The organism is Kribbella sp. NBC_00359, from assembly GCF_036097425.1.
GTDB lineage: Bacteria > Actinomycetota > Actinomycetes > Propionibacteriales > Kribbellaceae > Kribbella.
In genome coordinates, this window is the sequence record NZ_CP107975.1 from 1149285 (window position 1) to 1175263 (window position 25979).

The 25979-nt window shown below is 69.1% G+C and carries 26 protein-coding genes and 1 pseudogene; 10 read left to right on the plus strand and 17 right to left on the minus strand.

What is annotated here, in order from left to right; genetic code table 11:
* The first annotated feature begins 62 nt into the window (after nucleotides 1-62).
* On the plus strand, nucleotides 63-986 hold the full coding sequence (locus OG876_RS05525; RefSeq protein WP_328523668.1) for a LysR family transcriptional regulator: 924 nt from the start codon (nucleotides 63-65) through the stop codon (nucleotides 984-986).
* Here the strand turns inward: OG876_RS05525 and tatA are convergent.
* Nucleotides 918-1187, minus strand: coding sequence for a twin-arginine translocase TatA/TatE family subunit (gene tatA, locus OG876_RS05530; RefSeq protein ID WP_328523669.1), 270 nt, complete (start codon nucleotides 1185-1187; stop codon nucleotides 918-920). The two genes, OG876_RS05525 and tatA, sit on opposite strands and share 69 nt — an antisense overlap.
* 66 nt (nucleotides 1188-1253) lie before the next feature.
* On the opposite strand from tatA, the gene OG876_RS05535 reads away from it, so the two are divergent.
* Both OG876_RS05535 and OG876_RS05540 read left to right on the plus strand, forming a co-directional pair.
* Nucleotides 1254-1934 carry a TIGR03089 family protein gene (locus tag OG876_RS05535; protein WP_328523670.1) on the plus strand — a complete coding sequence of 227 codons (681 nt, stop codon included), beginning with the start codon at nucleotides 1254-1256 and terminating at the stop codon, nucleotides 1932-1934.
* Between the two features lies 1 nt (nucleotide 1935).
* On the plus strand, nucleotides 1936-2727 hold the full coding sequence (locus tag OG876_RS05540) for an SDR family NAD(P)-dependent oxidoreductase (RefSeq protein ID WP_328523671.1): 792 nt from the start codon (nucleotides 1936-1938) through the stop codon (nucleotides 2725-2727).
* Here OG876_RS05540 and OG876_RS05545 read toward each other — a convergent pair.
* The 3 genes from OG876_RS05545 to galE form a co-directional block, all read right to left on the minus strand.
* Complete coding sequence (locus OG876_RS05545) at nucleotides 2702-5914, minus strand: ATP-binding protein (protein ID WP_328523672.1); 3213 nt, start codon at nucleotides 5912-5914, stop codon at nucleotides 2702-2704. The two genes, OG876_RS05540 and OG876_RS05545, sit on opposite strands and share 26 nt — an antisense overlap.
* Before the next feature lie 30 nt (nucleotides 5915-5944).
* Complete coding sequence (locus tag OG876_RS05550; protein ID WP_328523673.1) at nucleotides 5945-6364, minus strand: cyclic nucleotide-binding domain-containing protein; 420 nt, start codon at nucleotides 6362-6364, stop codon at nucleotides 5945-5947.
* 247 nt (nucleotides 6365-6611) lie between these two features.
* Complete coding sequence (gene galE, locus OG876_RS05555; RefSeq protein ID WP_328523674.1) at nucleotides 6612-7565, minus strand: UDP-glucose 4-epimerase GalE; 954 nt, start codon at nucleotides 7563-7565, stop codon at nucleotides 6612-6614.
* Between the two features lie 66 nt (nucleotides 7566-7631).
* On the opposite strand from galE, the gene OG876_RS05560 reads away from it, so the two are divergent.
* Nucleotides 7632-8429, plus strand: a complete 798-nt coding sequence (locus OG876_RS05560) for a phosphocholine cytidylyltransferase family protein (RefSeq protein ID WP_328523675.1) — start codon at nucleotides 7632-7634, stop codon at nucleotides 8427-8429.
* Here OG876_RS05560 and OG876_RS05565 read toward each other — a convergent pair.
* From OG876_RS05565 to OG876_RS05575, 3 genes are all read right to left on the minus strand, one after another.
* On the minus strand, nucleotides 8353-8988 hold the full coding sequence (locus OG876_RS05565) for a class I SAM-dependent methyltransferase (protein ID WP_328523676.1): 636 nt from the start codon (nucleotides 8986-8988) through the stop codon (nucleotides 8353-8355). The two genes, OG876_RS05560 and OG876_RS05565, sit on opposite strands and share 77 nt — an antisense overlap.
* Before the next feature lie 3 nt (nucleotides 8989-8991).
* On the minus strand, nucleotides 8992-11091 hold the full coding sequence (locus tag OG876_RS05570) for a spermidine synthase (protein WP_328523677.1): 2100 nt from the start codon (nucleotides 11089-11091) through the stop codon (nucleotides 8992-8994).
* 167 nt (nucleotides 11092-11258) lie between these two features.
* A complete protein-coding gene (locus OG876_RS05575; protein WP_328523678.1) occupies nucleotides 11259-12107 on the minus strand; it encodes a S1 family peptidase in 849 nt (282 codons plus the stop codon).
* A gap of 264 nt (nucleotides 12108-12371) precedes the next feature.
* On the opposite strand from OG876_RS05575, the gene OG876_RS05580 reads away from it, so the two are divergent.
* Nucleotides 12372-13853 (plus strand): LCP family protein, encoded by a 1482-nt coding sequence (locus OG876_RS05580; protein WP_328523679.1) that lies wholly within the window; start codon nucleotides 12372-12374, stop codon nucleotides 13851-13853.
* 6 nt (nucleotides 13854-13859) lie between these two features.
* Nucleotides 13860-14861, plus strand: a complete 1002-nt coding sequence (locus OG876_RS05585) for a glycosyltransferase family 2 protein (RefSeq protein ID WP_442914103.1) — start codon at nucleotides 13860-13862, stop codon at nucleotides 14859-14861.
* On the opposite strand, the gene OG876_RS05590 is transcribed toward OG876_RS05585, so the two are convergent.
* The 6 genes from OG876_RS05590 to OG876_RS05615 form a co-directional block, all read right to left on the minus strand.
* The gene (locus OG876_RS05590; protein WP_328523680.1) at nucleotides 14858-15613 is read right to left on the minus strand and encodes an ABC transporter ATP-binding protein; all 756 of its coding nucleotides are present in this window, start codon (nucleotides 15611-15613) and stop codon (nucleotides 14858-14860) included. The two genes, OG876_RS05585 and OG876_RS05590, sit on opposite strands and share 4 nt — an antisense overlap.
* Nucleotides 15600-16481, minus strand: coding sequence for an ABC transporter permease (locus OG876_RS05595; protein ID WP_328523681.1), 882 nt, complete (start codon nucleotides 16479-16481; stop codon nucleotides 15600-15602). The genes OG876_RS05590 and OG876_RS05595 overlap by 14 nt, the downstream gene beginning before the upstream one ends.
* A gap of 71 nt (nucleotides 16482-16552) precedes the next feature.
* Entirely contained in the window at nucleotides 16553-17254 is a 702-nt protein-coding gene (locus OG876_RS05600) for a tyrosine-protein phosphatase (RefSeq protein WP_328523682.1), read from the minus strand.
* Entirely contained in the window at nucleotides 17254-17907 is a 654-nt protein-coding gene (locus OG876_RS05605) for a hypothetical protein (RefSeq protein ID WP_328523683.1), read from the minus strand. The genes OG876_RS05600 and OG876_RS05605 overlap by 1 nt, the downstream gene beginning before the upstream one ends.
* Before the next feature lie 22 nt (nucleotides 17908-17929).
* On the minus strand, nucleotides 17930-18256 hold the full coding sequence (locus OG876_RS05610) for an AzlD domain-containing protein (RefSeq protein WP_328523684.1): 327 nt from the start codon (nucleotides 18254-18256) through the stop codon (nucleotides 17930-17932).
* Nucleotides 18253-18939, minus strand: coding sequence for an AzlC family ABC transporter permease (locus OG876_RS05615; RefSeq protein WP_328523685.1), 687 nt, complete (start codon nucleotides 18937-18939; stop codon nucleotides 18253-18255). Before OG876_RS05615 ends, OG876_RS05610 begins: the two co-directional genes overlap by 4 nt.
* Before the next feature lie 69 nt (nucleotides 18940-19008).
* On the opposite strand from OG876_RS05615, the gene OG876_RS05620 reads away from it, so the two are divergent.
* Complete coding sequence (locus OG876_RS05620) at nucleotides 19009-19590, plus strand: helix-turn-helix domain-containing protein (RefSeq protein WP_328523686.1); 582 nt, start codon at nucleotides 19009-19011, stop codon at nucleotides 19588-19590.
* Nucleotides 19591-19643: 53 nt separating this feature from the next.
* On the opposite strand, the gene OG876_RS05625 is transcribed toward OG876_RS05620, so the two are convergent.
* Complete coding sequence (locus OG876_RS05625; protein ID WP_328523687.1) at nucleotides 19644-20474, minus strand: SAM-dependent methyltransferase; 831 nt, start codon at nucleotides 20472-20474, stop codon at nucleotides 19644-19646.
* Nucleotides 20475-20634: 160 nt separating this feature from the next.
* Here OG876_RS05625 and OG876_RS05630 point away from each other — a divergent pair, with 160 nt between their 5' ends.
* Nucleotides 20635-21507: a helix-turn-helix domain-containing protein gene (locus tag OG876_RS05630; RefSeq protein WP_328523688.1), complete on the plus strand. Its 873-nt coding sequence runs from the start codon at nucleotides 20635-20637 to the stop codon at nucleotides 21505-21507.
* 3 nt (nucleotides 21508-21510) lie between these two features.
* Here the strand turns inward: OG876_RS05630 and OG876_RS05635 are convergent, their stop codons facing one another.
* A complete protein-coding gene (locus OG876_RS05635) occupies nucleotides 21511-22002 on the minus strand; it encodes a winged helix-turn-helix transcriptional regulator (RefSeq protein WP_328523689.1) in 492 nt (163 codons plus the stop codon).
* A 250-nt stretch (nucleotides 22003-22252) separates the two neighbouring features.
* Here OG876_RS05635 and OG876_RS43950 point away from each other — a divergent pair.
* Nucleotides 22253-22486: pseudogene (locus tag OG876_RS43950) on the plus strand (GNAT family N-acetyltransferase); the annotation flags it as partial.
* 81 nt (nucleotides 22487-22567) lie between these two features.
* On the opposite strand, the gene OG876_RS05645 reads toward OG876_RS43950, so the two are convergent.
* Complete coding sequence (locus OG876_RS05645; RefSeq protein WP_328523690.1) at nucleotides 22568-23692, minus strand: epoxide hydrolase family protein; 1125 nt, start codon at nucleotides 23690-23692, stop codon at nucleotides 22568-22570.
* A 34-nt stretch (nucleotides 23693-23726) separates the two neighbouring features.
* Nucleotides 23727-24365, minus strand: a complete 639-nt coding sequence (locus OG876_RS05650) for a TetR/AcrR family transcriptional regulator (RefSeq protein WP_328523691.1) — start codon at nucleotides 24363-24365, stop codon at nucleotides 23727-23729.
* A 121-nt stretch (nucleotides 24366-24486) separates the two neighbouring features.
* Here OG876_RS05650 and OG876_RS05655 point away from each other — a divergent pair, with 121 nt between their 5' ends.
* Entirely contained in the window at nucleotides 24487-25953 is a 1467-nt protein-coding gene (locus OG876_RS05655) for an MFS transporter (RefSeq protein ID WP_328523692.1), read from the plus strand.
* Nucleotides 25954-25979 lie beyond the last annotated feature (26 nt).

The window sequence follows — 25979 nt, forward strand, 5'->3', positions numbered from 1 at the left end:
CGTAGGTGCGGTGCGAGTATGACTCCAACGAATCTTCGGCACAGGTAGTATGCGTAAACGTCATGGACTTCACCGATGTCTCACTGGTGGCGTTGCGAGTGTTCCGGGAGGTTGCGGAGCGCGGCACGTTCACGGCGGCCGCGACCGCCCTCGGCTACACCCAGTCGGCGGTGTCGCGACAGATCGCGTCGCTGGAGCGGGCAGCGGGCGCACCGCTGCTCGAGCGGCGGCGCGAAGGCGTGCTGCTGACCGCAGCCGGTCAAGTCGTACTGCGGAATGCCGCCGGCGTGCTGGATCAGCTCGACGCGACGGCCCGCGAGCTCGCCGGGCTCCCCGCGGCCGGTGGGACTGTCCGGCTGGGCTGGTTCCCGAGCGCCGGCGCCGTTCTGTTGCCGCAGGCAATCAGTGCGCTACGCCGCGGCCATCCCGCCATCACGGTCACGACCCGGGAGGGATCGACCCCCGCCCTGGTCCGGGCGCTGCGAGCCGGGACTGTGGACCTGGCGCTGCTGGCGTCGGCACCGCCGTTCCGGCCGCCGGACGCCGAGTCGCCCGCGTTGAGGCTCGAGACGCTCGCCGAGCGAAGTCTGCGGCTGGCGGTGCCGGCCAGTCATCCGCTCGCGGCCCACGACTCGGTGGACGTGGCCGACCTGCGGGGTCAGCGGTGGATCGCCGGGCCCGCGGCCGGCGAGGAGTTGCTGATGGGCGTCTGGCCCGGGCTCGACGAGCGGCCGGTGATCGCGCACACGGTCCGCGACTGGCTGGCGAAGCTGCAGCTGGTCGCGGCCGGTGCCGGGCTGACCACGATCTCCGCGTCGATGGCGTCGGCCGCACCGGCGGGTGTCCGCGTGGTCACCGTCCGCGGCGGACCGAAGGAGTTGCGGCGTACCATCCTGGCCCGCCTCCCGGGCCGCCTCTCAGAGCCCGCGGCGCTCCTCGCCGACGCCCTCCGAGCCGCCGCCCTCGACGTCAACCCGCGCGGCTGACCCGTCCGCCACCGGCGGCTGAGGTGGCGCGACCTCGCCCGGCTTCTCGTCGCCCTCGGCTCTGGCCTTGTTGAACTCGTTCAGTGCGCGCGCCGCGTTGCGCGACAGTTCAGGCAGCTTCTTCGCGCCGAACAGCAGCACGACGATGATCAGAATGACGATCCATTCGCCGCCCTGTGGCAGCTCGAGTTGTGGCACCATCACAAGCCTTCTTTCCGCGAATCCCCCTCCACGGTACGTCGGCGCCCGAACCGTAGGGTGGGCCGTATGTCACGAGTCCTCCCCGAGCTGTTCGGTGCCACGGTCCGCCGGGACGGCGCCGGTCCGTTCCTGACCTACTACGACGACGCGACCGGTGAACGGATCGAGCTGAGCGCCCTCACCACCGCGAACTGGGTCGCCAAGACCGCCAATCTGCTGGTCGACGAGTACGACCTGGAGCCCGGCGAGACCGTCGCGATCGGCCTGCCGCCGCACTGGCTCGGGGTGGTCTGGGCGCTGTCGACCTGGTCGGCCGGCGCTGCCCTCACCAGCGGCACCGGCACCCTCGCGATCACCGGCCCGGATCTGACCGTCCGCGGTGAGCGGGAGACCATCGCGTCGGCGCTGCTCCCCCTGGGCGGCCGGTTCCGCGAGCCGCTGCCGGACGGCATCCACGACTACGGCGCCGAGGTCTACAACCACCCGGACGTGTTCGTCCCGTTCGACCCGCCGGCTCCGTCGTCACCGGCGTACGACGACCTCACCCACGAAGACCTGATCGGTACGGCGGAACCCGTCGCCGACCGGATCCTCGTCACCCGCGACCTGACCACGCGGGACGGGGTGGCACTGCTGGTCGGGGTGATCTCCGGAGGTGGTTCGATCGTCCTCTGCCGCAACCTGGATGCCGCCAAGCTGGAGCGCCGGGTCACGGACGAGAAGGTCGACCGAGTGCTGGAGGAATGACGTGCGGCGATTCGAAGGACGAGTGGCTCTGGTCACGGCGGGTGCGCAGGGGATCGGGGCCGCGGTGGCTCGGCGACTGGCGGACGAAGGCGCGTCGGTCGTGGTCACCGATCTCCAGGAGGAGAAGGTCGCCGAGGTCGCGGCCGGGATCGGCGAGCAGGCGCTCGGCCTGCGCCTCGACGTGACCAGCCGGGACGACGTCGACGCGGCGGTGGCGGCCGCGGTGGATCGGTTCGGCCGGCTGGACGTCGTGGTGAACAACGCCGGCGGCTGCATCGTGACGTCCGTACCGGAGGACGCGACCGCCGAGGAGTGGCACCGGCAGCTCGACCTCACGCTGGTCGGCGCGTCCCGGTGCATCCAGGCCGCGCTCCCCCACCTGGTCAGGACCCGCGGCAACGTGGTCACGATCAGCTCGGTGAACGGCCTGGCCGCCTTCGGCAACATCGAGTACTCCGCGGCCAAGGCCGGCCAGATCGCGATGACCGTCAACTACGCGGCCCGGTACGGCGAGCTGGGCGTCCGCTTCAACATCGTTGCCCCCGGCACCATTCGGACGCCGAACTGGGACAACCAGCCGGGCACCCTGGAGCGGTTCTCGAAGATGTATCCGCTCGGCCGGGTCGGCGAGCCCGAGGACATCGCCGCCGCGGTCGCCTTCCTGGCCTCCGACGACGCCGCCTGGATCACCGGTCACACGCTCCCGGTCGAAGGCGGCGTACTCACCGGGCCGCGCGGCGAGATGAACCTGACCCCGTCCGGCTCCTTCAAGAAGGAGTACCCGGGGCTCTGAACAGCTGCTCGGCCTGGGCCAGGGCGGTGGGGTCGCCGGTGGTGCGGTGCAGGCCGCGCAGGGCGTGGGCCTGCTCGAGTTTGTTGCCGAAGGCACCCCAGTCCGCGGCCGCCCGGGCGAAGGCGGTGGCCGCCGCCTCGGTGTCGCCGCGGTGTTCGGCGAGCAGCGCCTGGGCGGTCGTCGCTGAGTACTCGCGCATCGGCAGCACCGGCTCCACGAAGTCCATGAGCACGGCGCCCGCCTCGGCGTGACCGGCGGCGAGCGCCGCCCGCACCAGCGACGGCAGCCGGGCGTCGAACTCGAGGCTGCCGCGCAGGTCGGACAATGACGCGAGCAACTGGAGGACCTCCAGTACGCCGTCCTGATCGCCGTCCCGGGCCCGGGTGGTCACCGCCGGAGATCCCGCGATGACGATCAGGTCCGGCCAGCCCGCATCCACCGCCAGCCGGAACGCCTCCTCGGCGGGATCGCGCGCGCCCGCGAGACCGGACTCGACTTCCGCCACCGCCAGCGCCGACAGGGCCTCGATGCGCCGCAAGGTGGTGAAGGCCGGTCCGGGGTGCTCGAGCTGCGCCCGGGAGGCCGCGATCGCTTCGGCCGGCCGGCCCGTCTCGATCACCAACTGCAGGACGGTGCAGCCGATCTGCTGCTCCATCTCGGCCAGCCGGCGCCGGGCGGAGAACTCGCGAGCGGTGTCCAGTTCACCCAGGGCGACCAGCGGTCCCTCGATCTGCCACAGCACCCAGCCGTAGTTCAGCCAGATCACCGCCGCGTCGCGCCCCTGCCCGGCGTCGAGCAGTGCGGCCAGCGCCTCCTTGACGTCGACCAGCCCGCCGGTGTCACCCTGGGCGACCCGGGCGAGCCCCCGGGACTCCAGGGCCCGGTGCGGTACGGCGTACCCGTGCTCGGCCGCCATCCGCAGGGCGCGGTTCGCCGAGTCGATCGCGTCCTGACGACGGCTCGCGACCACCCGGATGCTCGCCTGCCCGGACAGCAGGTGGACCAGGTCCTCGCTCGGCCCGAGTTCCTCGAGCATCGCGACGGCCCGGTCGATCGTCGCCAGACTCTCCTCCATGCTGTTCAGCGCGTACGTTGACGCTCGTAAGGCCCGAGCGAGTCCGGGGATGTCGCCGCTCGCCTCGAATCCGGCGATCGCCTCGCGGTAGGCGGACCGGGCGTCGTCGAGGCGGCCGGCCAGGAACTCCGCCCAGCCCCAGCGCAGCAGGACCCGCGGACGTTCCGGATCCCCGGGCGGGGTGAGACCGAGGGCGCGGTCGAGCAGGGCGATCGCTTCGCGGGTATCGAGGTTCATCGCCAGCTCGGCGGCCATCAGCTGGAAGCGACGGGCCCGTGGGGCGATCGCCGCGACCGCATCCGTGTCGCCGAGTGCGGCGGCCAGATCGAGAGCGGTCGTGAGGTGGTACGCGATCAGATTCGGAGTTTCGGCCTGGCAGGCGGCGCAGCGCAGGTCGAGCCAGTCGGCGGCGGCGAGGTGCCGCGCGGACCGCGCCGCCCGCGGCACCTGGCTGTAGGCGACATCGCGAGTCAGTGCATGCCAGAAGGTGTACTCGTGCTGGCCCAGCATCGACGACCGCCGGACCGGGCGCACCAGCTCCTTGCGGGCCAGCTCCTGCAGCGCCTGGACGACCTCCGCCTGGTCCCGGCCGGACAGCGCCGCGACGGCTTCCGCCCAGAACACCGGGCCGATCACGGCCGCATCCGCGAGCAGTGCCTTGCGATCGGGCTCGAGCGTGTCCAGCCGGGCCGCGATCAGCGCGGCGATGCCGGCCGGCAGCTCGACGGAGGCGGCCTGGTCCGGGCCGCAGTCGGCGACGATCCGGGCGAGTTCCTCGGCGTACAAGGGGTTGCCGTCGGCACGCCGTACCAGGCGACGGCGGGTCTGGTCCGGGACGTCCTGACCGGCGAACATCTCGATCAGGAGTTGATCGGTCTCGGCGGCGGTCAGCGGTGAGAGGCCGATGGTCAGCGAGTTCTGCACGCCACGGGTCCACTGCGGTCCGCGTTCGAGCAGCTCGGGGCGGGCGGTGACGACGACCAGCAGCGGAAGGTCGGTCAGCCACTCGGCGAGGTGATCGACGAAGGCCAGCATCGCGTCCGTGGCCCAGTGCAGATCCTCGAGGACCAGGACCACGGGCGACTGCTCGGCGAACGACTCCAGCAGTTGCCGCCAGGCCGCGAACGACTCCTCCTGCGTCACCGACTCCGCCGGCCCGGAACGTTCGACGCCGACCAGTGGCCCGACTCTGGCGCGCAACCAGGCCCGGTCCGCGCCGTCCGGCAGGATCGCGTCGAGCTTCTCCGCCGCCTGCGCCGGCGGGTCGGTGTCCAGGATCCCGGCCTGGACCTTGACGATCTCCGCGATCGGCCCGAACGGCGTCTCGCCGTACGGTACGGATCGGCCCTCGCGCCAGCTGACGAGCTCGTCGTGCCTCTCCAGCCAGGCGCCGAGCTCCGCGACCAGGCGCGACTTGCCGATCCCCGGCTCGCCGAGGAGTGTGACGAACTGCGGCACCCGCTCCGCGACGGCCTTCTCGAACGTCGTGCACAGCAAGGTCAGATCGCGCTGCCGGCCGACCATCGGCGTACTGAGGTCGCGGATCACGTCCGCGCCGAACCGGGCCCGCGGCGGGCCGGCCTGCCAGCGGTCGAGCGGGTGGCTGATTCCCTTCGCCACAACGGGTTCCAGCGCGTCGTAGCCGAACACGCGACTCGTCGCGTCGTAGGTGCCGGGTCCGACCACGACCGCGCCGACCGGCGCCGACGCCTGCAACCGGGCGGCCGTGTTGACCACCATGCCGGTGACGAACGGTTCGCCGAGCTCAGGTCGCGCGGTCAGCTGGACCAGTGCCTCACCGGTCTCGATCCCGATCCGGACCTCCAGCGGCCCGTCCGGCAGTTCGCGCACCGCGTCGAGGATGGCCAAGCCGGCCCGGATCGCCCGCTCGGCGTCGTCCTCCCGGGTCCGCGGTGCACCGAACACGGCCAGGATGGCGTCCCCGGCGAACTTCTCGACCGTCCCGCCGTACCGCTCGACGGTCTGCCGCAGCGTCGAGTGGTACGGCGCCAGCCACCGGCGGACGTCTTCGGGGTCGGCGGACTCGGACGCGGTGGTGAAGCCGACCAGGTCGCAGAACAACACCGAGACAACCTTCCGCTCCTCGGTCATGAGGTCCCCGGGCTGCTCAATTCGGTTGGCTCAGCCTTCGGACTCTAGGCGGCGGATGCGGGCGGTCAGGGCCTTGAGCAGGGCCTGGGCGACGTCCGGGTTCTCCCGCACGACCGGCTCGAACGCCAGCGCGGACAATGCGAACGTGCCCAGCCCGTCCGGCCCGGCGACCACGGTCGCGGACCGCGGCAGGCCGTCGATCAGCGAGATCTCACCGAAATAGTCCCCGACCTTGAGCGGCTCGCGGACGACGCCGTTGACCTCGACGTCGGCCGAACCCTCCAGCACCACCTGCAGGCCGGCGTCGTCGGCCCCCTGCTCGATCACGTGCTGGCCGGCCGGGACGGTCAGCCGGGTGCCACGCTCGATCAGGTCGGACAGCGTGTCCTCGGACAGCCCCTCGAAGAGATCGATCTTCCCCAGGAAATGCGGCAGGCTCTCGTAACTCATGGATCGCACCCCTCGATCGGTGCCCGCACCGGGCAGCTCAGTGAACTGCGCCACAGGCTACAACCGGCGAGGACCGGCCACCACGATCAGAGGTCACGCAGACAGGTGGCGCCGTCGCGAGCGTCGCACCGCGGGATGCTGGGCAAGGCGGAGGAGGGAGGCGGGACGGAGTCCCGTCGACCGACGACAACGCCGCCCAGCGCCCGCGGGGCGGCGCGCAGCAGGCGCCACCTGTCTGCGTGACCTCTCAGCTCTTCGGCCAGGCTTCCCAGGCGGTGGCGAACATTTCGTCGACCGTGTAGGTGTTCTTCCAGCCCAGGTCGCGGGCGGCCAGTGTGCCGTCGGCGACGACGCGGGAAGGGTCGCCGGGGCGGCGGGGGCCTTCGGCCGGGGTGAAGTCGATGCCGGTGACGCGGCGGGCGGCGTCCATGATCTGGCGGACCGACGTGCCGGTGCCGCTGCCGAGGTTGTAGACGGGCTCTAGGCTCGTCCCGGCGTCCAGGGCCCGGGCGGCGGCGACGTGCGCACGGGCCAGGTCGGCGACGTGGACGTAGTCCTTGACCGAGGTGCCGTCCGGCGTCGGGTGGTCGTTGCCGTAGATCTGCGGCACCTTCCCCTGGGCCAGGAGGCCGCAGACGATCGGGAACAGGTTGTACGGGCTGGCGTCGTACACCGTCTTGTCACCGGACCCGACCACGTTGAAGTAGCGCAGCGACGTGTGGTGCAGCTCGGTCGCGGCGGCCTGGTCCCGGAGCAACCACTCCCCGACCAGCTTCGACTCGCCGTACGGGCTCTGGGGGTCCGGCGGCGTCTGCTCGGTCACCAGCTCGTCCTTCGGCGTGCCGTAGACACCGGCGCTCGACGAGAAGACGAGGTTGCGGATCTCCTTGTCCGCCATCGCCTCCAGCAGTGACACCATCGCGGTCACGTTCTGCGTGTAGGTGTGCAGCGGTCGGTCGACCGAGACCCCGGCGTACTTGAACCCGGCCAGGTGCACGACCCCGCTGACCCCGTCCAGCGCGCCACGGACCGCCGTACCGTCCAGCAGGTTGGCCTGGACGAACGGGACGCCGTCCGGCACGAACTCGGCCTTCCCGCTGGACAGGTCGTCGATCACGACCACGTCGATCCCATCGGCCAGGAACGCCCGCACCACATGCGCCCCGATATACCCAGCACCACCAGTCACGAGCCACGTCATGTCCCTGATCCTGCCACCACACCGCAAGCCAGGCCGCGCAGACGGGCCGAACGCGTACCATGAGCCATGATCGGACTGGTTCTCGCTGCTGGGGCGGGGCGACGGCTGCGGCCGTACACGGATACGTTGCCCAAGGCACTTGTTCCGATCGGTCCTGATACCACCGTTCTCGACCTCACGCTGGCCAACTACGCGGCGGTCGGAATCACCGATGTCGCGATCGTGGTCGGGTACGCCGCGGCTGCGATCGAGGCCCGCGTCACGGACCTGCAGCAGCGGTACGGCGTGACGCTCGAGCTGATCCACAACGACAAGGCCGAGACGTGGAACAACGCATACTCGTTGTGGTGCGCGCGCGATCACCTCGGCTCCGGGGTGATGCTGGCGAACGGCGACACCGTGCATCCGGCCTCGGTCCAGCAGGCCTTGCTCGACGCCCGCGGCAACAACCGCCGGATCATCCTCGCCCTCGACACCGAGAAGTCCTTGGCAGCGGAGGAGATGAAGGTGATCTGCTCGGAGCACGCCGGCGTCGAGCGCATCACCAAGCTGATGGATCCGGCGACCGCCACCGGCGAGTACATCGGCGTCACCCTGGTCGAGCCCTCCGCGGCTACCGACCTCGCCGCCGCCCTCCGCAAGACCTGGGAGCGCGACCCGCACCTCTACTACGAGGACGCCTACCAGCTCCTCGTCGACCAGGGCCTCCGGATCGACGTCGCCCCGATCGGCACCGTCGACTGGGTGGAGATCGACAACCACGCCGACCTCACCCGCGCCCGCGAGATCATTGGGAGACAGTCGCCAACCAGAAGTACGTCAGGTCGGTCCAGCTCACCTGAGCCGGCGCCACGTCAGCCGTGAACTGCTCGACGGTCGGGAAGTTCTTCAGCACCTCGAACGTGCGTCCATCGGACAGCCGCCGTGTCTGGTACGTATCGCCGTCCGGCGTGGACCGTGTGATCGGGTGGTTGCTGCCTTCGACATAAGAGTTATCAGCAAGAATCACCACGCCGCCCCGCTCGACCCGATCCAGTACACCCGCAGCGAACCGCCGTACGTCGGCCCGTGGCACATGCGACCAGAAGAAGCCGGCGAAGATCGCGTCGAACCGGCCCGGGATCGCGCCGAGGTCATAGGCATCCGCGACCTCGAAGCGCACCTCGCCCGGGCCGTACGAACGGGTCCTGGCGATGGCCAGCGTTTCGTCGTTGAGATCTGTCGCCACCACCGACCGGGCTGAGGACGACAGGGCCGTCGTCCAGTAGCCCGTGCCGGCGGCGATCTCCAGGACCGACCTGCCGGCCACCAGCGGTGGCAGGAGGTCCCGCAGGCGGGTGAGGTCCTCCTGCCGCTCCGGCTTCTCGTAGACGGCGTCGTACTCCGTCGCACGCTGCCGGTAGTAGTCGGCCAGATCGCTCATCGGTCAGCTCCTCACCACCGCACGGATCTTCGGGGTCAGGAGGAAGGCGCCGGCGTAGAGCAGGGCGGCGATGATGAGGAGGCCGTCGAAGCCGATGATCAGCGCGGCGTACTCGAGGCAGCCGCCGAGCATGGCGCCGAGGAGGTTCGCACCGAACGACGCGGTGCCGTCGGCGGTGTCGGTGAAGCGCTTGGCGAAGATGACGTTCGCGGCGAAGATCGGCAGGAACGCGATCAGTACGGCGACCACCGCCCGCAGGCCGACCGGCATCCCCAGCAACCAGCCGTCCGGGAACACCCAGGCCAACGCGAGCCCACCGAACAGGACGCCGTACATGATCTTCACCGGTGGCGTCTTGAACCGTCTCGTCACTTCGACAGCGGCCAGTACGGCGACCAGCACCCCGGCGAAGACGATCGCGTTCACCACCCACGTCGTACCGAAGAGCAAGGCGAACCCGGTGATGCTCTTCGTCTCCAGCAGCATGAAGCCGGCGCCCAGCAGGAACAGATCGGCGTACGGGCGCATCCGCCGGTACGACGATCCGCCGCCGGCGATCCCGACCCCGATCAGACCGGCGACCAGGATCAGCCCGAGCGTGACCAGGTAGAGCGACGGGATCCGGTCCGTCAACAGGTAGAGGAACGGCCGGTTGTCGGTCGCGGGCGGCGGCGTGATCGACGAAACACCGCTCCACTGACCCAGACAGGTCTGGTCCTGCTCGGTGAGCCCGACCGTCACCACCGCCTGCTGCAGTTCGTCGCCGACCTTGTCCACACACGGCTTGTGCCCGAACGCCTTCTGCGCGGTCGATGCAAGCCGATCGATCAGCCAGGTCTCGCGGTAGAAGTTGTACATCGCGAACGCGCCACCCGGATTGAGGTGGTCACGAGCGGACTTGAACGCCTGCACGGTGAACAGGTAGCTCTCCAGTCGCAACGAGCTCGCGCCGTTCACCAGCGTCAGCGAGTCCGGCAGCGCCAGCAGGATCAGGTCGTACTTCTTGTCCGTCCGGGACAGGAACGCCCGCCCGTCGTCGATGTGCGACGTCACCCGCGGGTCCTGGTACGGCCGGTCCGGGTGCAGCGCCTTCCCGATGTCGCGGATCCGCGGGTCGATCTCGACCGCGTCCACATGCGTCGCGCCCTTCTTCAGCGCGATCGCCACGTCCGACCCCGAACCGGCACCGATGATCAGCACATTCTTCGGCGTCTTGCCGACGTTGGCCCGCTCGTACGGCAGTCCGTACTGCGACTCCCACTGCAGCCGCGCGTCGGCCGGGATCGCCTGCTGGTGCGGTACGCCGTTCACCGTGATCGTCACCAGTGGCACACCCTCATAGCTGGTCTGCTTCGTCTGCACCTTGTAGTACGGCGACCAGCTGTTCTCCGGCCGGGTCGACTCGTGGAAGAGCACCCCGACCATCACCAGCAGCGGCGCGAGCACCAACGCGGCGCTCAGCCCGAGGGCGACGACACTACGACCGGTCGCGGGGGTGCCGATTCGTTGCCGCGGGATCATCAGCGCGCCGAACATCACCGTGACGATGAGGCCCCACCAGATCGGCGGCGCCCCCAGGAACGACAGCCCGGTGAAGCTCGCGATCCCGACCAGGCTCCCGACCAGGTCGTACCGGTACGCCGTCAGTCGCGGCAACTCGGCGAAGCACCGGCCGACCAGCTCGGCCGGACCGGCCAGCACCACCGCGGCGGCGACGAAGATGATCGGCAGGATCACCCAGGTCGGCGGGCCGGTGGTGTTCAGGCTGGTGAAGTAGATGACGCTGGACGAGGTGCCACGGTTGACCGTGACCGGCTTCCAGGCGATCACCAGGACCAGCAGCCCGAGCATGATCGGTGAGTAGTAGGGCAGCCGTTTCGCCCGCCCGGATCGGAGGATGCCGATCCCGATGCCGAGGAACGAGCCGAGCAGCACGAAGTTCGAGAAGTAACTGAGGTGGACCACGTTCGAGCCGGTCCAGCGGATCAGCGCGAGCTCGAGGAAGAGCATCAACGCACTGGACGCGACGAGTCTGGTCCGGACCCCGAGGGGGCTCGGCCACTTCGACGTACTGACCTGATCCGTGGAGGAGTCGACTGCCATGCGGGGCGACGTTACCGGATATCGAAGTGGTGTGCGTCACCCCGCACTCGGCAACCCCTCCCCCGCTCCGTTTCAGGGGTCAACCCCTGAGGTGGTGGGTTGCGTAAGGAAAATCTGGGTCCGCACCCCACGTGTTCCGGGGTTGACCCCTGAAAGGGCGGGGATGGTCAGTGGCGGGCGGCGGGCTTCGGTAGCTCGCAGCCGGCCTTGTTCAGGTCGATGGTGCGCGTGGCGGTCAGGCAGGTGTAGAGCCACCAGGTCTGCTGGCCGTACGCCGCGCCCTGCTCGACCGTGATGTTGCCGTCGGCGTCGACCTCGCACGGGTTGTTCACCGTGCAGCGCTCGCCGTCCTCGTTGCCGGTGTTGTTGATGCCGATCACCTCACCGGTGGACGTGCTGACGACGGGGGATCCCGACGTACCGCCGATCGTCTCGCAACCGGGCTGCTGGTACTTGATCGAGTTCTGCCAGGTCCAGTCGCCCTCGCGCAGCTGCGGGATGGTCGCCTGCACCGAGCAGGTGTAGATCCGCTTCCAGTAGCCGGAAACGACCGCCATGCCGGCGCCGTTCGCCGGGCCCTGCTTGGCCAGCGTGAGCGGCGAGACGTTGAGGCGGCTCTTGATCGAGGCGTAGGTCTCGTTCACCTGGTAGACGATCATGTCGGTCTTCGTCATCGTGCCGAAGAGGATCCGGCTGGCACGCACCGTGCCGGCCCGGCTGGAGTCCGGCCGGAGCAGCGTGATCGACCGGGTCGACGCCCGGTTCACCAGCACCTGGCCGGGTTGCAGGAACCCGCCCTCGTAGCAGTGCCCGTTGGTGAGCACGAGCGCCTTGTCGGTGCCGGCGGATTCGGCGTACCGGACGAGGGAGGCGGAGCAGTTGCTGAGCGCGGCGATGCCGGTGAAGTCGGCACCAGGTGCTTGTACGGCGGGTTCGTATGCCTGCGCAGCACTGGTGCCGAGGAGCGTGGTGGTGACTGCCGCGGTGGCAGCCAGAAGCGTACGGAACAGTTTCATGGGCGGTTTCCTGTCCTCACTGAAGGTGCGTGCAGCACTTCGTAACCCATCCATCCACCGACCACCATCACAACTGCATGAAACCGATCGGCGACAGGGTGTGTGCACGGGTTTTCCTGCGCTGAGTGAAAGGGCTGCTACTCTTCGTCTCCGGATCCGCCTCGGCTCGAACCTTCACCGCCCCCGGCACGTCGTACCGGGCGAGGGTGGGAACCACAAGGTACGGTCGGCAGGAGCCCGCCGTACGGAGAACGGAAGGACGTCATGCCGCAGGAGAAGCCTGACCTGCGCAATCTCGGCGAGCCGGTGCGGTTCAAGCGGGCGTTGACGCTGGTGCTGATGACACTGGTGCTGCCGGGATCGGCGCAGATCGCGGCCGGCAGCAAGCGGGCCGGCCGCTGGGCCTGGCGGGTGGTCGCCGGGCTGATCGCGATCGTCATGTTCCTGGTGCTGCTGGGGCTGGTCTGGCGGTCCGGCACGATCAACCTGATGGCCCGGCCGGGCACGCTGCGGATCGTCCAGGTGCTGCTGATCCTGCTCGCGATCGGGTGGGCCGGGCTGTTCATCGACGCCTACCGGCTCGGCCGGCCGCTGAGCCTGGAGCGTAACCACCGGCTCATCACCAGCATCCTCGACGGCGCCCTCATCGTGGCCGTGGTCAGTGCGCTGATCTACGGCAGCACGATCGTGAACGCGCAGCGCGACTTCGTGGCGAGCGTGTTCGGCAACGGGCAGAAGTCGAAGGCCGAGAAGGGCCGCTACAACGTGCTGTTGCTCGGCGGCGACTCCGGTGCGGACCGGATCGGCACCCGGCCGGACAGCATCACGCTGGCCAGCATCGACGCGGACACCGGCCGGACCGTGCTGATCGGCCTGCCGCGGAACCTGTCGAAGGTTCCGTTCCCGGCCGGTACGGCGATGGCCAAGCAGTTCCCGGACGGCTTCCACTGGAAGAACTGCGGCGCCGAGTGCCTGATCAACGCCGTCTACACCTACGCCTCCAACCACAAGGACCTCTTCCCGGGCGACCCGCACCCCGGCGTGACCGCGACCAAGCAGGCGGTCGAGGCGGTGACCGGGATGAAGGTCAACTACTACGTGCTGATCGACCTGGCTGGGTTCCGTGACCTGCTCAACGCGGTCGGCGGCATCACCCTGGACATCGGCAAGCGGGTCCCGATCGGCGGCGGCAGCTCACCGATCAAGGGCTACATCGAAGCCGGCAAGAACCAGCACCTGGACGGTTACCACGCGCTCTGGTTCGCCCGGTCCCGGGCCGAGTCGTCGGACTACGAGCGGATGACCCGGCAGAAGTGCGTGATGTCGGCCATGCTGAACCAGTTGTCGCCACAGACCGTGCTGACCAAGTTCCAGGGCATCGCGTCGGCCAGCAAAGAGGTGGTCCAGACCGACATCCCGGCCGGCGAGCTGGGCACCTTCACCGATCTCGCGCTGGACGCGAAGAAGCTGCCGGTGTCAAGCTTCTCCGCGGTCCCACCGTTGATCCACACCGGCGATCCCGACTTCGCACTGATCCGCACGAAGGTCGCGGAGGCCGTCGCGAAGTCAGAAGCGCTGGACAAGGCGGGCTCGGGGGGAGACGGTAAGACTTCGAACACTCCGCGTAGTACGACGAGCAAGCCGACCACCAGTACGACCAAGAAGCCGAGCACGCCGAAACCCGGCAGCTCACCGACCACACCCGCCACCGGCGTCGACGACGTCGCTTCGATCTGTAAGGCCTGACCTGATATGCCGCTGTCCCACTGGCCGCCCGTGTCCGTCGTGATGCCCGTGCTGAACGAGGAACGTCATCTCGAGGAGGCGGTCGGCCGCGTTCTCGACCAGGACTATCCGGGTGAGCTCGAGGTCGTGCTCGCCATCGGCCCGAGCAAGGACCGGACCCAGGAGATCGCGGACAAGCTGGCCGACCGCGACCCGCGGATCAGCATCGTGCCGAACCCGACCGGCAAGACACCGGCCGCGCTGAACGTCGGCATCGCGCACGCCAAGCACGACATCCTGGTCCGGGTCGACGGGCACGGCGCCCTCACCGACGGCTACATCACCCGCGCGGTCGAGATCCTCGACGAGAGCGGAGCCGACAACGTCGGCGGCGTGATGGCGGCCGAAGGCCGGACACCGACCGAGATGGCTGTGGCGTGTGCGTACCGGTCCCGGCTGGGTCTGGGTGCGTCGACGTTCCACCAGGGCGGCAAGGCCGGGCCGGCCGACACCGTTTATCTGGGCGTCTTCCGGCGGGCCGCGCTCGAGCGGGTCGGCGGCTTCGACGAGACCATGCACCGGGCCCAGGACTGGGAGCTGAACTACCGGATCCGCAAGACCGGTGGCGTGATCTGGTTCAGCCCGGACCTGTCCGTCACCTACCGGCCGCGGTCATCGCTGTCCGCGGTGGCGAAGCAGTTCTTCCACACCGGCCAGTGGCGCCGCGAGGTGATCCGCCGGCACCCCGAGACCGCGAACAAGCGCTACCTGGCCCCGCCGATCGCGGTGATCCTGCTGGCCGTCGGCACGATCCTCGGCATCATCGGTCTGATCAGCGGCGTCAGCTGGCTCGACCTGGGCTTCCTGGCCCCGCTGGGCTACGCCGTGCTGCTCCTGGCCGGCTCCGCAGTCGAGGGCCGCTACCTGCCCTGGCGGGCCCAGCTCTGGATGCCGCTGGTCTGCGCGACCATGCACGTCTCCTGGGGCCTGGGTTTCCTGCTGGGCCTCCGCGAGCGGCCGAAGGCCTAACTCCTGGTCTCCTTGATGTAGGCGGCGACGACGTCGTCCACCGGACCGTCGAGACGCAGTACGCCGGCGTCCAGCCACAGGGCGCGATTACACGTGTCGCGGACGACGTCCAGGCTGTGGCTGACCAGGAAGACCGTGCCCGCCTGGTCGCGCAACTCACGGATCCTGCGCTCGGACCGGACCCGGAACTCGGCGTCCCCGGTCGCCAGCGCCTCGTCGACGAGCAGGATGTCGTGCGTCTTCGCCGATGCGATCGCGAACTTCAGCCGCGCTGCCATCCCGGACGAGTACGTCGACATCGGCAGATCGATGAAGTTGCCGATCCCGGAGAACTCGACGATCTCGTCGTACCGGCGCTGGATCTCGGCCGGTGACATGCCCATCGCCAGACAGCCGAGGACGACGTTCCGGTCGCCGGTGAGGTCGTTCATCATCGCCGCGTTGACACCGAGCAGCGACGGCCGGCCGCCGGTGTAGATCACGCCGTCCGCGGGTGGCAGCAGGCCGGCGACCGCGCGCAGCAGCGTCGACTTGCCCGAGCCGTTGCGGCCGATCACGCCGATCGCATCGCCCTTGTAGGCGGTGAAGCTGACGTTCTTGACCGCGTGCACCTCGCGGATCGTCGGCCGGTCCTGCCGCTTCAGGATCCGCCGGAACGCGGTCGCCGCCGTACCCTTGCCGCCCTGGCCGGAGATCACCTTGTAGACGATGTCGACCTGGTCGGCGATGACGGTCGGCTCAGCCTCGCCCATATCGGTCCTCCGCCCGCCAGAAGTAGACGAACCCGAAGGCCAGCATCACGAACGACCAGACGATCGCGATCGACCACGCGTGCGGCAACTCGTTCTGCTTGTGCTCCTCCAGCAGGGATCGCCGGACGATGTCGATGTACGCCGAGATCGGGTTGAACGCGAGCACCTGCACGACCCAGCCCGGCGCGTTCGCCTGCTCGAGCTTGGCGGGCAGCGAGAAGAAGATGCCGGAGGCATAGAGCCAGGTGCGGGTGATGAACGGCAGCAACTGGCTGACGTCGGACACGAACGTGCCGACCCGCGCGAAGACCAGCGTGATCCCGATGTTGAACATGAGCTGCAGCAGCAGGGCCGGTACGACGAGCAACCAGCGCCAGGCGAGTCCGTCGGTGAAGCCGACGATCACGAACAGGATGCCCAGCGAGACGAGCATCTGGTTCAGCTCGTTCAGCACATAGGCCAGCGGGAGCGTGGCGCGCGGGAAGTGCAGCGTGCGGATCAGCGACAGGTTCAGCGCCAGCGACCGCGAGCCTTCGGTCATACAGCGCTGGGTGAACGTGAAGACGAAGATCCCGGTCAGCAGGAACGCGACGTAGTTGTCGATCCCGTTCTTGGTGCCGAGCAGGACACCGAACGCGAGGTAGTAGACCGCGGCGTTGAGCAGCGGTGTCAGCACCTGCCAGAGCGAGCCGAGGCGGGCTCCGGCGTACATGGCGTAGGTGCGTGCGGTGGCATAGCTGAGGACGAACTGGCGACGGCTCCACAGCTCGCGCAAGTACGAGGCGAGCGAAGGGCGGATCGAGCTCTTGGAGAGTCCGTAGCGTTCGGCCAGTGCCGCCGGGTCGGTCACCCAGGTTGACCCGGTCATGCGGCATTCAACACAGCGGCGGTCGGCATTGCGCCAATGTACTGCGCTCTGTGATCCGCTCGTGACGCAGGTCAGCCCACTAAGCGGCTTCTCAGCTTCGCCAGATCCGCGGTGGTGAGACCACCGTGGCGCAGGTATGCCTCCGGCCCGCCGTACTTTTCGTCGAGATGCCGCAGAATTGCGACCAGCGACTCGGCCCGGGTGTCGCGGAACTCGATCATCTCCGGATGCAGGGCGGTGTCCGGCTCGGCGGCGAGTTGCTCCTCCAGCCACGGGGCGAGCCGTTCCTGGGTGCGGAAGTAGTCGGCGACGATCTCGTCCTCGGGTACGCCGGCGATGCTCAGCGCCAGCGCGACGACCATGCCGGTCCGGTCCTTCCCGCCGTGGCAGTGCACCACGACCGCGCCGTCCGGCTCGTCCGCGATCGCCTTGACCGCGGCCGCGAACAAGCCCGGTCGCCGGTCGAGCATCCAGGTGCACGCGGCGACGATCGTCGGCTGCCCGTGGTCCGGGTCGGCCGGATCCTGCAGCGGCTGCCGGACCGCCAGCGGCGTCCCGGTGAACGGCGTCGGCGCGGTCGCCACCTCGCCGTCGCCGCGCAGATCCAGGATCCGGCTGACTCCGGAACGCCGTACCGCGTCGACGCCGTGGGGGGTCAGGTACTGCAGGCTCTCCGAACGGATCAGCACGCCTTCGCGAATGGTGCGGCCGTCGGCGGTCGGCAGTCCACCGACGTCGCGGGCATTGCGGCAACCGGGCCAGTCGAGGTCCATCAGCGATCCTGCGGGCGGTCCGGGTTCGGGCCCGGGTTGTACGGCGGGGGTGCGGGGAAGGTGGTGTTCGGCGGCGGCGGGTAGTTGCCGGGGGCACCTGGTGGTGGCTGCATCGGGAACGTGCCGGACGGGCGGTTGCGGCGGCGGTTCTTGACCAGGCCGATCGTGAGCAGGACGCCACCGAGGATGAAGAAGACCAGGAAGGAGCCGATGGCGCCGAAGATCGACAGCACGAACTTGCCGACCGACATCCCGGGCCCGGCCGCGTACGTCGCGGAGGTCTGGTCGTCGGTGCAGGAGATGCTGTAGTCGCCCGCCGGGACCGGGTCCACCGAGCGGGCGACGACGTACCAGCTGTCGCCGTTGATCGTGATCGTTTCCGACCCGGTCGGCGGCTTGAGCGGCACGTCGGCGCCGGTGGAGTCCTGCGCCTTGCAGGGCGGCGTGGGCACCGGCACGGACGAATAGATCGTCAGCCCGTCCTTGTTCAGATGGATCACGCCGCTCTCGATCGGCTGCGGCGACCTCGGTGCCGTCGCGACGATCCGCCAGACGAAGAACCCGGTCAACACGACACCGATCACGAAGCAGGCGATCGCGATCCAGATCAGGGTCTTCTTCGCCGCCGGAGCCTGCCCGGGATAGGTGCTCATGCGAGCACGCTATCCGTTCCGGCTACGGTACGCCGAGGAGCCGCAGGCCGGCCGCGGTCGCGGCGGCTGCCACCACGACCAGGACGAACGGGGCCCTGCGCCAGGCCAGGATGCCGCCGACCAGCACACCGGCCGGGCGAGCCACCCCGGCCGGGCCGTGGCCATCCATCAGCGCGGAGGTCGCGACGAGCGCGGTGAGCAGGACGATCGCCGCCGCGGCCAGGATCTGCTGGACCCGGTCGGGGATCTCGAACCGGCTGCGCAGCATCGGCCCGGCGAACCGCAGCGAAAAGGTGCCCACGGCAAGAATCAGGATGGCCGCCAGCACGAGTGGGGTGTTGGTCATCATCGCGAGACCTCCACTGCGGGCTTCTCTGTGCGGTAGAACAGCAGGCCGACCAGGGCGAGCAGCACCGGCAGACCTGCCGGCAGGAACGGCGTCGCGGCCAGCGCGACCACGACCCCGACGAGTGCCGCCGTACGGGTCGCACGGTCGCGCAGGGCCGGCAGGACGAGAGCCAGCAGGACGGCCGGGAAGGCCGCGTCCAGGCCGAACACGTCGGTGTCTGTGATCACCGAGCCGGCCAGTCCGCCGATGACGACGCCGACGTTCCAGCAGAGGAAGATGCCGATCCCGCCGGCCCAGTACGCGGCCCGCTTCTGCTGTGGATCGTCCTGACCCATGGCGAAGGCGACGTTCTCGTCGGTCATCACGTGGCTTCCCGGCAGGCGCCGCCAGCCGCCGCCGATCAGGTCGCTGACCGCCAGGCCGAACGCGACGTGCCGCGTGTTCACCAGCAGGCCGGCGATCATCGCGGCGATCGGACTGCCACCGGCCGCCACGATCCCCACGAAGAGGAACTGCGACGCGCCCGCGAACACCACGATCGACAGCAGCACCGGCACCCACAACGGCAGGCCGCCGCCGACGCTGATCGCGCCGTAGGAGAGACCGACGACGCCGTCGGCCAGGCAGACCAGGCCGATGTCGCGGGCCAGTCCACGATCGAGTGTTCGCCAGATCGAACGCATGAGCATTATGATGAACAATCTTCCGCCCGTTCGTCAAGCCGAACAACCAGACCGATGGAGCGAACACCGATGGACACCGAGTCTGCCTCCGGGGATCGCGGCACCAAGGCGCCGCTCGACGTGATCGCCACCTCCCTGCGCCGCCACCGCGCCCGCGCGGGCCTGTCGCTGAGCGAGGTGGCCAAACGCGCCGGCGTCGCCAAGTCGACGCTCTCCCAACTGGAGTCCGGCACCGGCAACCCGAGCGTCGAAACCCTGTGGGCACTGGCCGTCGCGCTGGACACCCCGTTCGCCGCACTCCTCGATCCACCGCGACCGAAGGTCCAGATCATCCGCGCCGGGGAAGGCCCGGTGATCTACTCCGACCAGGCCGAGTACAGCGCGACCCTGGTGGCTTCCAGCCCGCCGAACGCGCGCCGCGACATCTATCGCATCGCCGCCTCCCCCGGCCCGGGCCGAAAGTCCGAGCCGCACATGCCCGGCGTGGTCGAGCACGTCATCCTCGGCTCCGGCCGAGCCTTGGTCGGCCCGGCCGACGACCCCGTCGAACTGAACCCGGGCGACTACGTCGCCTATCCCGGCGATCTCCCCCACATCTTCCAGGCACTGGTCGAAAACACAGCAGCAGTGCTGGTCTCCGAACACGTCTGAAAACAGCAGTTGCCCAGGGCATTGGATGCCCTGGGCAACTGAAACGGCGTAGGTCAGAGTTTGCGGCCGACTCCGCCGGCGATGCACTCCTCGACCTGGTTGAGCGGCTTGACCCGCGGGCCGTCCGGCCACCAGTCGTCGCACAGCACCAGACCCGGCGGGACCAGCTCCTGGCCGGGGAACAACTCGAGCAGTTGCTTGCGGGTGCGGAAGACGCCACTGCCCATCGGGCTGTGGACGAACTTCTCCTCCATCATCCGGGCGATCTGCGAGTGCTCCGGCGTCTCCGGGTCGAAGAAGTGCGCGATCACCGTGTACGACCCCGGGACGACCGCGTCGACGTACTTCTGCATGATCTGCGGGCCGTCGTCGCCGATGTAGTGGTGCAGCGTGCCGTTCTGGATCACGGCGATCGGCTGGCTGAAGTCGAGGAAGTCGTTCACCTCGGACAGGCTCAGCACGGCGTCGGGGTCGAAGATGTCGGCGCTGACGAACAGGGTGTTCTCGTTCTCCTCGAGCAGCGCGCGGCCGTGCGCGAGCACCACCGGATCGTTGTCGATGTAGAGCACCTTGGCCTCCGGCGCCAGCCGCTGCACCACCTGGTGGGTGTTCTCCGCCGTCGGCAGGCCCGAGCCGCAGTCCAGATATTGCGTGATGCCCGCCTGGCTGGCCAGGAATCGGCAGGCCCGGATCAGGAAGTTCCGATTCGACCAGGCCAGGTCGTTGACCTGGGGCGCGACCGTGGCGACCTGGCGGAGCACTTCGCGGTCGATCTCGAAGTTGTCCTTGCCGTTCAGCGCGGCGTCGTACACCCGGGCGATACTGGCGCGGGTGGTGTCGACGCCCACCGGGATCGAGCTGGGTGCCTTGGTGGCATCGGGCATCAGTGGGGCCTCGCAGATGATCGGGATGTCTGTAGTTCCGACTCTACTGACAGTAGGGTCGCGTGAACACATGGTGTAAGCGCGTCGGGCTGGACGAAATCACAATCTGTTGTGAAATGATCTACTGCTGCACCGGACACAGGCTGCTGGGAGGCGAGGCGTGACGGAACCGGGCGCGTACGGCGGTCCGACCGCCCTGCGCATCATGCTCGGCGTACACCTGCGCCGCCTGCGCGAGGAAGCCGGCATCACCCGGACCGACGCGGGCTGGGCGATCCGTGGCTCGGAGTCGAAGATCAGCCGGCTCGAGCTCGGCCGGGTCGGGTTCAAGGTCCGCGACGTCGACGACCTGCTCACGCTCTACAAGCTGAAGGACGGCGAGGAGCGCGACCGACTGCTCAACCTGGCCCGCGAGGCGAACAACCCGGGCTGGTGGCAACGGTATGACGACCTGACGCCCAACTGGTTCCACTCCTACCTCGGCCTGGAGATGGCCGCGGACCTGATCCGAACGTTCGAACTCCAGTTCATCCCCGGCCTGCTGCAGACCTCCGACTACGCCCGGGCCGTGGTCCAGCTCGGCCGGCAGGACAAGCCGTTGTCGCGGTCGGAGCAGGAGCGCCTGGTCACGTTGCGGATGAGTCGCCAGGAAGTGCTCACCCGGCAACGGCCGGCCCGGCTCTGGGCCGTCGTCGACGAGGCCGTGCTCCGCCGCCCGATCGGCAGCAAGGCAGTGCTCAGAGGTCAACTGGAGTACCTGATCGAGGCGTCCCGGCGGCACAACGTCACCCTGCAGGTCATCCCGTTCGACAAGGGTGGCTACACCGCGACCGGCGGCGCGTTCACGCTGCTGCGGTACAACGACAGCGATCTGCCGGACATCGTCTACATCGAACACTTGACCAGCGCCGTCTACCTCGACAAGCGCGAGGAACTCGACGCGTACGTCGTCACCATGGACGCGCTGTCCATCACGGCCGCCCAGCCCCGCGAGACCGAACGCATCCTCCGCGAGGCAATCGCCGTCCTGTAGTCCCTATCCGGCCAGTGCGCGGAGCTGCGCTCCCGGTCCGGGACGGAACGCGACTTCGCGCGGTGCCGGCTCATGACCTGCCTCGCAGCGGAGTACGACGCTCACGTGTTCACCGCAGTCGCCGCGGTGGCGGGGCTCGAGCGGTGGACCGCCGTCGAGCGGGAGGTACTGATCGCCCCACTGGATCATCGCGACCAGCACCGGATAGAGGTCCAGTCCGGCCTGGGTGAGGCGGTACTCGTACCGCTCCCGCTGGCCGGGCAGGCGATACGGCTCGCGGCGGATCAGGCCGCGCTCGATCAGCGCCGCGAGCCGATCGGTCAGCACCTGACGCGGGATCCCGGCCCGGGCCCGCATGTCCTCGAACCGCCGGACTCCGACGAACAACTCGCGGAGCACGTGAAAGGTCCACTTGTCGCCGAGGATCTCCATCGTCCGGGAGATCGTGCAGTTCTCGGTCGACCAGCGCATCGCCTCGGGCACCTGGTCAGTCATGGGACGATGATAAGTCCGCTTGACAGACTCAGCCAACTCCGGTCAGGCTGAATCCGTGAACCAGACTCAGACGACCGACCGGACCCGCGATCCGCGGCCGACGGCGACGCGGACGCCGATCGTCCGCCGGGCCGGTGAACCGGACACGGACGAGCTGGCCCGGATGCTGATCGGAATGACGGACCTCAGCCTCTACTTCCGCTTCCAGACCGCGATCGGCCGGCCACCCCGGCCCGCGCTCCTGCTCCGGATGCTGTGCCCGACCGGGGCCGCGTTCGTCGCCACCCGCGACACCACGATCGTCGGCCACGCGATGTGGGCCTGGGCGCCCGGCGAGGCCACCGCCGAACTGGCCGCGATCATCGCCGAGGCCGACCAGAACCGTGGACTCGGGGTCCGGATGCTGTCGATCGCGGCCGCGGATGCCATCGCGGCCGGCGCGCGGCACTTCCTGTTCGTCGTTGGCGCGGCCAACGACCGGACCCTCCGGATGGTCCGCCGCCGCTGGCCCGAGGCGACCGCGGAGCGCGACGGGACGCTCGTCAACTTCGTTGCCCCGGCCCGCCTACCGGACCAGCCGGAAGAAGGCGCGGATGTCGTCGACGAGAAGGTCCGGCGCCTCGAGCGCGGCGAAATGCCCGCCCCGGGTGAACTCCGACCAGTGGACGATCCGGTGCCGGCGATCTAGCACCCGGCGGATCGCGGGATCCGTCGGGAAGACCGCCACCCCGGTCGGCACACCCGGCCTGATGTCGTCGGCCGCGGCGCGATTCTCGTAGTACAGGTTGGCCGATGACGCGCTCGTGTTGGTGAACCAGTAGATGGACACATCCGTCAGCAGATGGTCCAGCTCGACCGCGTCCTCGGGCCGCGCGTGCGCCGGATCCGTCCACTCCCAGAACTTCTCCACGATCCAGGCCAGCTGCCCGACCGGCGAATCACTCAACCCGAACGACACCGTCTGCGGCCGGGTGCCTTGCAACTCCGCGTATCCCGTCCCGACCGCACGGAGCTGCTCGGCCGCCGCCAGCCGCGCGCGCTCGGCGTCGTTCAACTGCTCGACATCACCAGGCTCGAGCGCCGGATAAGCCAATCCCCCGTTGATATGTACGCCGACGACATGCGTGGGATCGACCTGCCCGACCAGCGGTGACACCACCGACCCGGTGTCTCCACCTTGCGCGCCGTACTGCTCGTACCCCAGGCGCGCCATCAGCTCGACCCACGCCCGCGCGATCCGGTCGTGATTCCAGCCTGCTGAGTCGAGTGGTACCGAGAACCCATGTCCCGGCACGGACGGCGCCACGATGTGGAAGGCATCCCGCGGATCCCCGCCGTACGACGCCGGATCGGTGAGCGGGCCGAGGATCGGCAGAAACTCCGCGATCGAACCCGGCCAGCCGTGCGTGAGAATCAACGGGAACGCATCGGCCTGCGGCGACCGCACGTGCAGGAAGTGAATCGTCTGCCCGTCGATCCGTGTCGTGTACTGCGGATACGCGTTCAGCCGCGCCTCCCACCGCCGCCAGTCGTACTCCTTCCACTGCTCCACGACCTGGCGGAGATAGTCGACCGGCACCCCGCGATCCCACCCGCCCCCAGGTAGTTGCCCCGGCCAACGAATCCGTCCCAGCCGCTCAGCCAGGTCCGCCAGGGCTTCGTCCGGCACCTCGATCCTGAACTCCCGCATGCACCGAACCTACGCGGAACACCGGCCAACTCAGTCAGGAAGTCACCGGTGCGGTCCAGAGGCCGACGATGCCGTCGATGAGGCCGGCCGCCATCTCCTGCCAGGTCGCGCGGGCGGTCGGCGTGCCCTCGGCCAGGGCACGCTCGTACTCGGCGCACATCTGGACGATCAGATTGCGCGCCATGTCACCGCGTTCCATCCGGACCGGAATCGGCAGGTCGGCCAGGCACGCGTTGAGTCCGTCCAGGATCTGCCGCAGGGTCGGCGAGGTGAGCGACTCCTCGATCTGGATCTCGCGTAGCGCCGGGTCGTTCATCAACTGAGCGTTGAACCGGGCCAGCCAGCTCGGGGTGCCGAGGCCGGACATGTGGTCGGTCGCCGGGCGGACCAGGCACGTCACCCAGTCGCGCACCTCGGTGCTGCCTTCGACCTCGGCCACCAACTCCTTGCGCCGCACCTCGATCGGCTCAGCATGCTTGCGGACGATCGCCCGGACCAGATCGGCCTTGGTCCCGAAGTGGTAGCCGACCGCGGTGTTGTTGCCCTGCCCGGCCGCCTCGCTGATCTGCCGGTTGGACACCTCGTGCACCCCGCGCTCGGCGAACATCCGCTCCGCCGTCGCCAGGATCAGCTCGCGCGTGTTGTTCACCCGCTCCGACCGAACCGCCTTCACCGGTGATCACCTCCGAGTCGACTTCACTCCCAGCGTGCCCGACCCACTTGTTTAAGTCAACTGCCTGACTTAAAGTCTAGTTGCACAAACCAACTATCTAGTTGCTCCCCGGAGGCAAGGCATGTCCGCTGTCCCCACCGACCCGGCCGAGGCACCACCAGCGCCGGTACGCACCGGTGCCGTCGTACCGGTGCTCGCCTCGGCCGGCATCACGGTCGCGCTCATGCAGACCCTGGTGATCCCGCTCGTCCCGGAACTGCCGAAGCTGCTGCATGCCTCGGCCGCCGAGACCGCCTGGGCGATCACCGCCACCCTGCTCGCGGCCGCGGTCGCGACGCCGATCATGGGCCGGCTCGGCGACATGTACGGCAAGCGCCGGATGCTGCTGATCAGCGTCGGCATGCTGGTCACCGGCTCGGTCGTCGCCGCGCTGAGCAGTTCACTGGTGCCGATGATCACGGGGCGCGCCCTGCAAGGCCTGGCCGCCGGAGTGATCCCGCTGGGCATCAGCATCATGCGCGACGAGCTGCCCGCGGACAAGCTCGGTACGGCGACCGCGCAGATGAGCGCGTCCCTCGGTGTCGGCGGCGCCCTCGGTCTGCCCGCGGCCGCGCTGCTGGCCGAGAACTTCAACTGGCACACGCTTTTCTGGACCTCGGCAACCCTCGGCGCGATCGTCCTCGTGCTCGTCCTGCGCTTCGTCCCCGAGTCCGCGGTCCGGTCCGGCGGACGGTTCGACGTGCTCGGCGGAGTGGGGCTGTCGGTCGGCCTGATTTCGTTGCTGTTGGCAATCTCTCAGGGCGGCGACTGGGGCTGGACCGGCGGCCGGACGCTCGGTCTGTTCGCTCTGGCGGTCGTCGCGCTGCTCGCGTGGGGCTGGTGGGAACGCCGTACCGCAGAGCCGTTGGTGGATCTTCGAACCACGGCTCGCCCACAGGTGCTGCTGACCAACCTGGCGTCGATGGTGTTCGGGTTCGCGATGTTCGCGATGTCGCTGGTCCTGCCGCAGTTGCTGCAGATGCCGAAGGCAACCGGTTTCGGCCTCGGCCAGTCGATGCTGGCGTCCGGTCTGGTGATGGGCCCGTCCGGCCTGGTGATGCTGCTGACCGCGCCGTTCTCGGCGAAGATCTCGAAGACCCGCGGCCCGAAGGTCACACTGATGCTCGGCGCCGTCGTGGTCGCGGCCGGGTACGGCGTCGGCAGTGTGCTGATGAGCTCGGTCTGGCAACTCGTGCTGGTCTCGCTGCTGATCGGCGCCGGCATCGGCCTCGCGTACGGCGCCATGCCCGCGCTGATCATGGCCGCCGTACCGGTCTCGGAGACCGCGGCCGCGAACAGCTTCAACACCCTGATGCGTTCGATCGGGACCTCGGTGTCCAGTGCGGTCGCCGGTGTCATCCTGGCCCAGCTGACCATCAGCCTCGGCGGTTACACACTGCCATCCCAGACCGGTTTCCGCGTCGTCCTGCTGATCGGAGCCGGAGCCGCCCTGACAGCTCTCGCGATCGCGTCCTTCATCCCCGCCCGGAAACCGGTCCAGTCCGGTGAAGCGGCGCCGGCGAGGACCGCCGACGCGAGAGTTTCCTGATCGTGAAGATTCCCGGCGGCCAGGTG

Excerpts from the sequence above, each read along its gene's own strand:
- OG876_RS05525 (WP_328523668.1), top strand. The coding sequence starts at position 63 with ATGGACTTCACCGATGTCTCACTGGTGGCGTTGCGAGTGTTCCGGGAG.
- tatA (WP_328523669.1), bottom strand. The coding sequence starts at position 1,187 with ATGGTGCCACAACTCGAGCTGCCACAGGGCGGCGAATGGATCGTCATT.
- OG876_RS05535 (WP_328523670.1), top strand. The coding sequence starts at position 1,254 with ATGTCACGAGTCCTCCCCGAGCTGTTCGGTGCCACGGTCCGCCGGGAC.
- OG876_RS05545 (WP_328523672.1), bottom strand. The coding sequence starts at position 5,914 with ATGACCGAGGAGCGGAAGGTTGTCTCGGTGTTGTTCTGCGACCTGGTC.
- OG876_RS05550 (WP_328523673.1), bottom strand. The coding sequence starts at position 6,364 with ATGAGTTACGAGAGCCTGCCGCATTTCCTGGGGAAGATCGATCTCTTC.
- galE (WP_328523674.1), bottom strand. The coding sequence starts at position 7,565 with ATGACGTGGCTCGTGACTGGTGGTGCTGGGTATATCGGGGCGCATGTG.
- OG876_RS05560 (WP_328523675.1), top strand. The coding sequence starts at position 7,632 with ATGATCGGACTGGTTCTCGCTGCTGGGGCGGGGCGACGGCTGCGGCCG.
- OG876_RS05565 (WP_328523676.1), bottom strand. The coding sequence starts at position 8,988 with ATGAGCGATCTGGCCGACTACTACCGGCAGCGTGCGACGGAGTACGAC.
- OG876_RS05570 (WP_328523677.1), bottom strand. The coding sequence starts at position 11,091 with ATGGCAGTCGACTCCTCCACGGATCAGGTCAGTACGTCGAAGTGGCCG.
- OG876_RS05575 (WP_328523678.1), bottom strand. The coding sequence starts at position 12,107 with ATGAAACTGTTCCGTACGCTTCTGGCTGCCACCGCGGCAGTCACCACC.
- OG876_RS05580 (WP_328523679.1), top strand. The coding sequence starts at position 12,372 with ATGCCGCAGGAGAAGCCTGACCTGCGCAATCTCGGCGAGCCGGTGCGG.
- OG876_RS05585 (WP_442914103.1), top strand. The coding sequence starts at position 13,860 with ATGCCGCTGTCCCACTGGCCGCCCGTGTCCGTCGTGATGCCCGTGCTG.
- OG876_RS05590 (WP_328523680.1), bottom strand. The coding sequence starts at position 15,613 with ATGGGCGAGGCTGAGCCGACCGTCATCGCCGACCAGGTCGACATCGTC.
- OG876_RS05595 (WP_328523681.1), bottom strand. The coding sequence starts at position 16,481 with ATGACCGGGTCAACCTGGGTGACCGACCCGGCGGCACTGGCCGAACGC.
- OG876_RS05600 (WP_328523682.1), bottom strand. The coding sequence starts at position 17,254 with ATGGACCTCGACTGGCCCGGTTGCCGCAATGCCCGCGACGTCGGTGGA.
- OG876_RS05605 (WP_328523683.1), bottom strand. The coding sequence starts at position 17,907 with ATGAGCACCTATCCCGGGCAGGCTCCGGCGGCGAAGAAGACCCTGATC.
- OG876_RS05610 (WP_328523684.1), bottom strand. The coding sequence starts at position 18,256 with ATGATGACCAACACCCCACTCGTGCTGGCGGCCATCCTGATTCTTGCC.
- OG876_RS05615 (WP_328523685.1), bottom strand. The coding sequence starts at position 18,939 with ATGCGTTCGATCTGGCGAACACTCGATCGTGGACTGGCCCGCGACATC.
- OG876_RS05620 (WP_328523686.1), top strand. The coding sequence starts at position 19,009 with ATGGACACCGAGTCTGCCTCCGGGGATCGCGGCACCAAGGCGCCGCTC.
- OG876_RS05625 (WP_328523687.1), bottom strand. The coding sequence starts at position 20,474 with ATGCCCGATGCCACCAAGGCACCCAGCTCGATCCCGGTGGGCGTCGAC.
- OG876_RS05635 (WP_328523689.1), bottom strand. The coding sequence starts at position 22,002 with ATGACTGACCAGGTGCCCGAGGCGATGCGCTGGTCGACCGAGAACTGC.
- OG876_RS05645 (WP_328523690.1), bottom strand. The coding sequence starts at position 23,692 with ATGCGGGAGTTCAGGATCGAGGTGCCGGACGAAGCCCTGGCGGACCTG.
- OG876_RS05655 (WP_328523692.1), top strand. The coding sequence starts at position 24,487 with ATGTCCGCTGTCCCCACCGACCCGGCCGAGGCACCACCAGCGCCGGTA.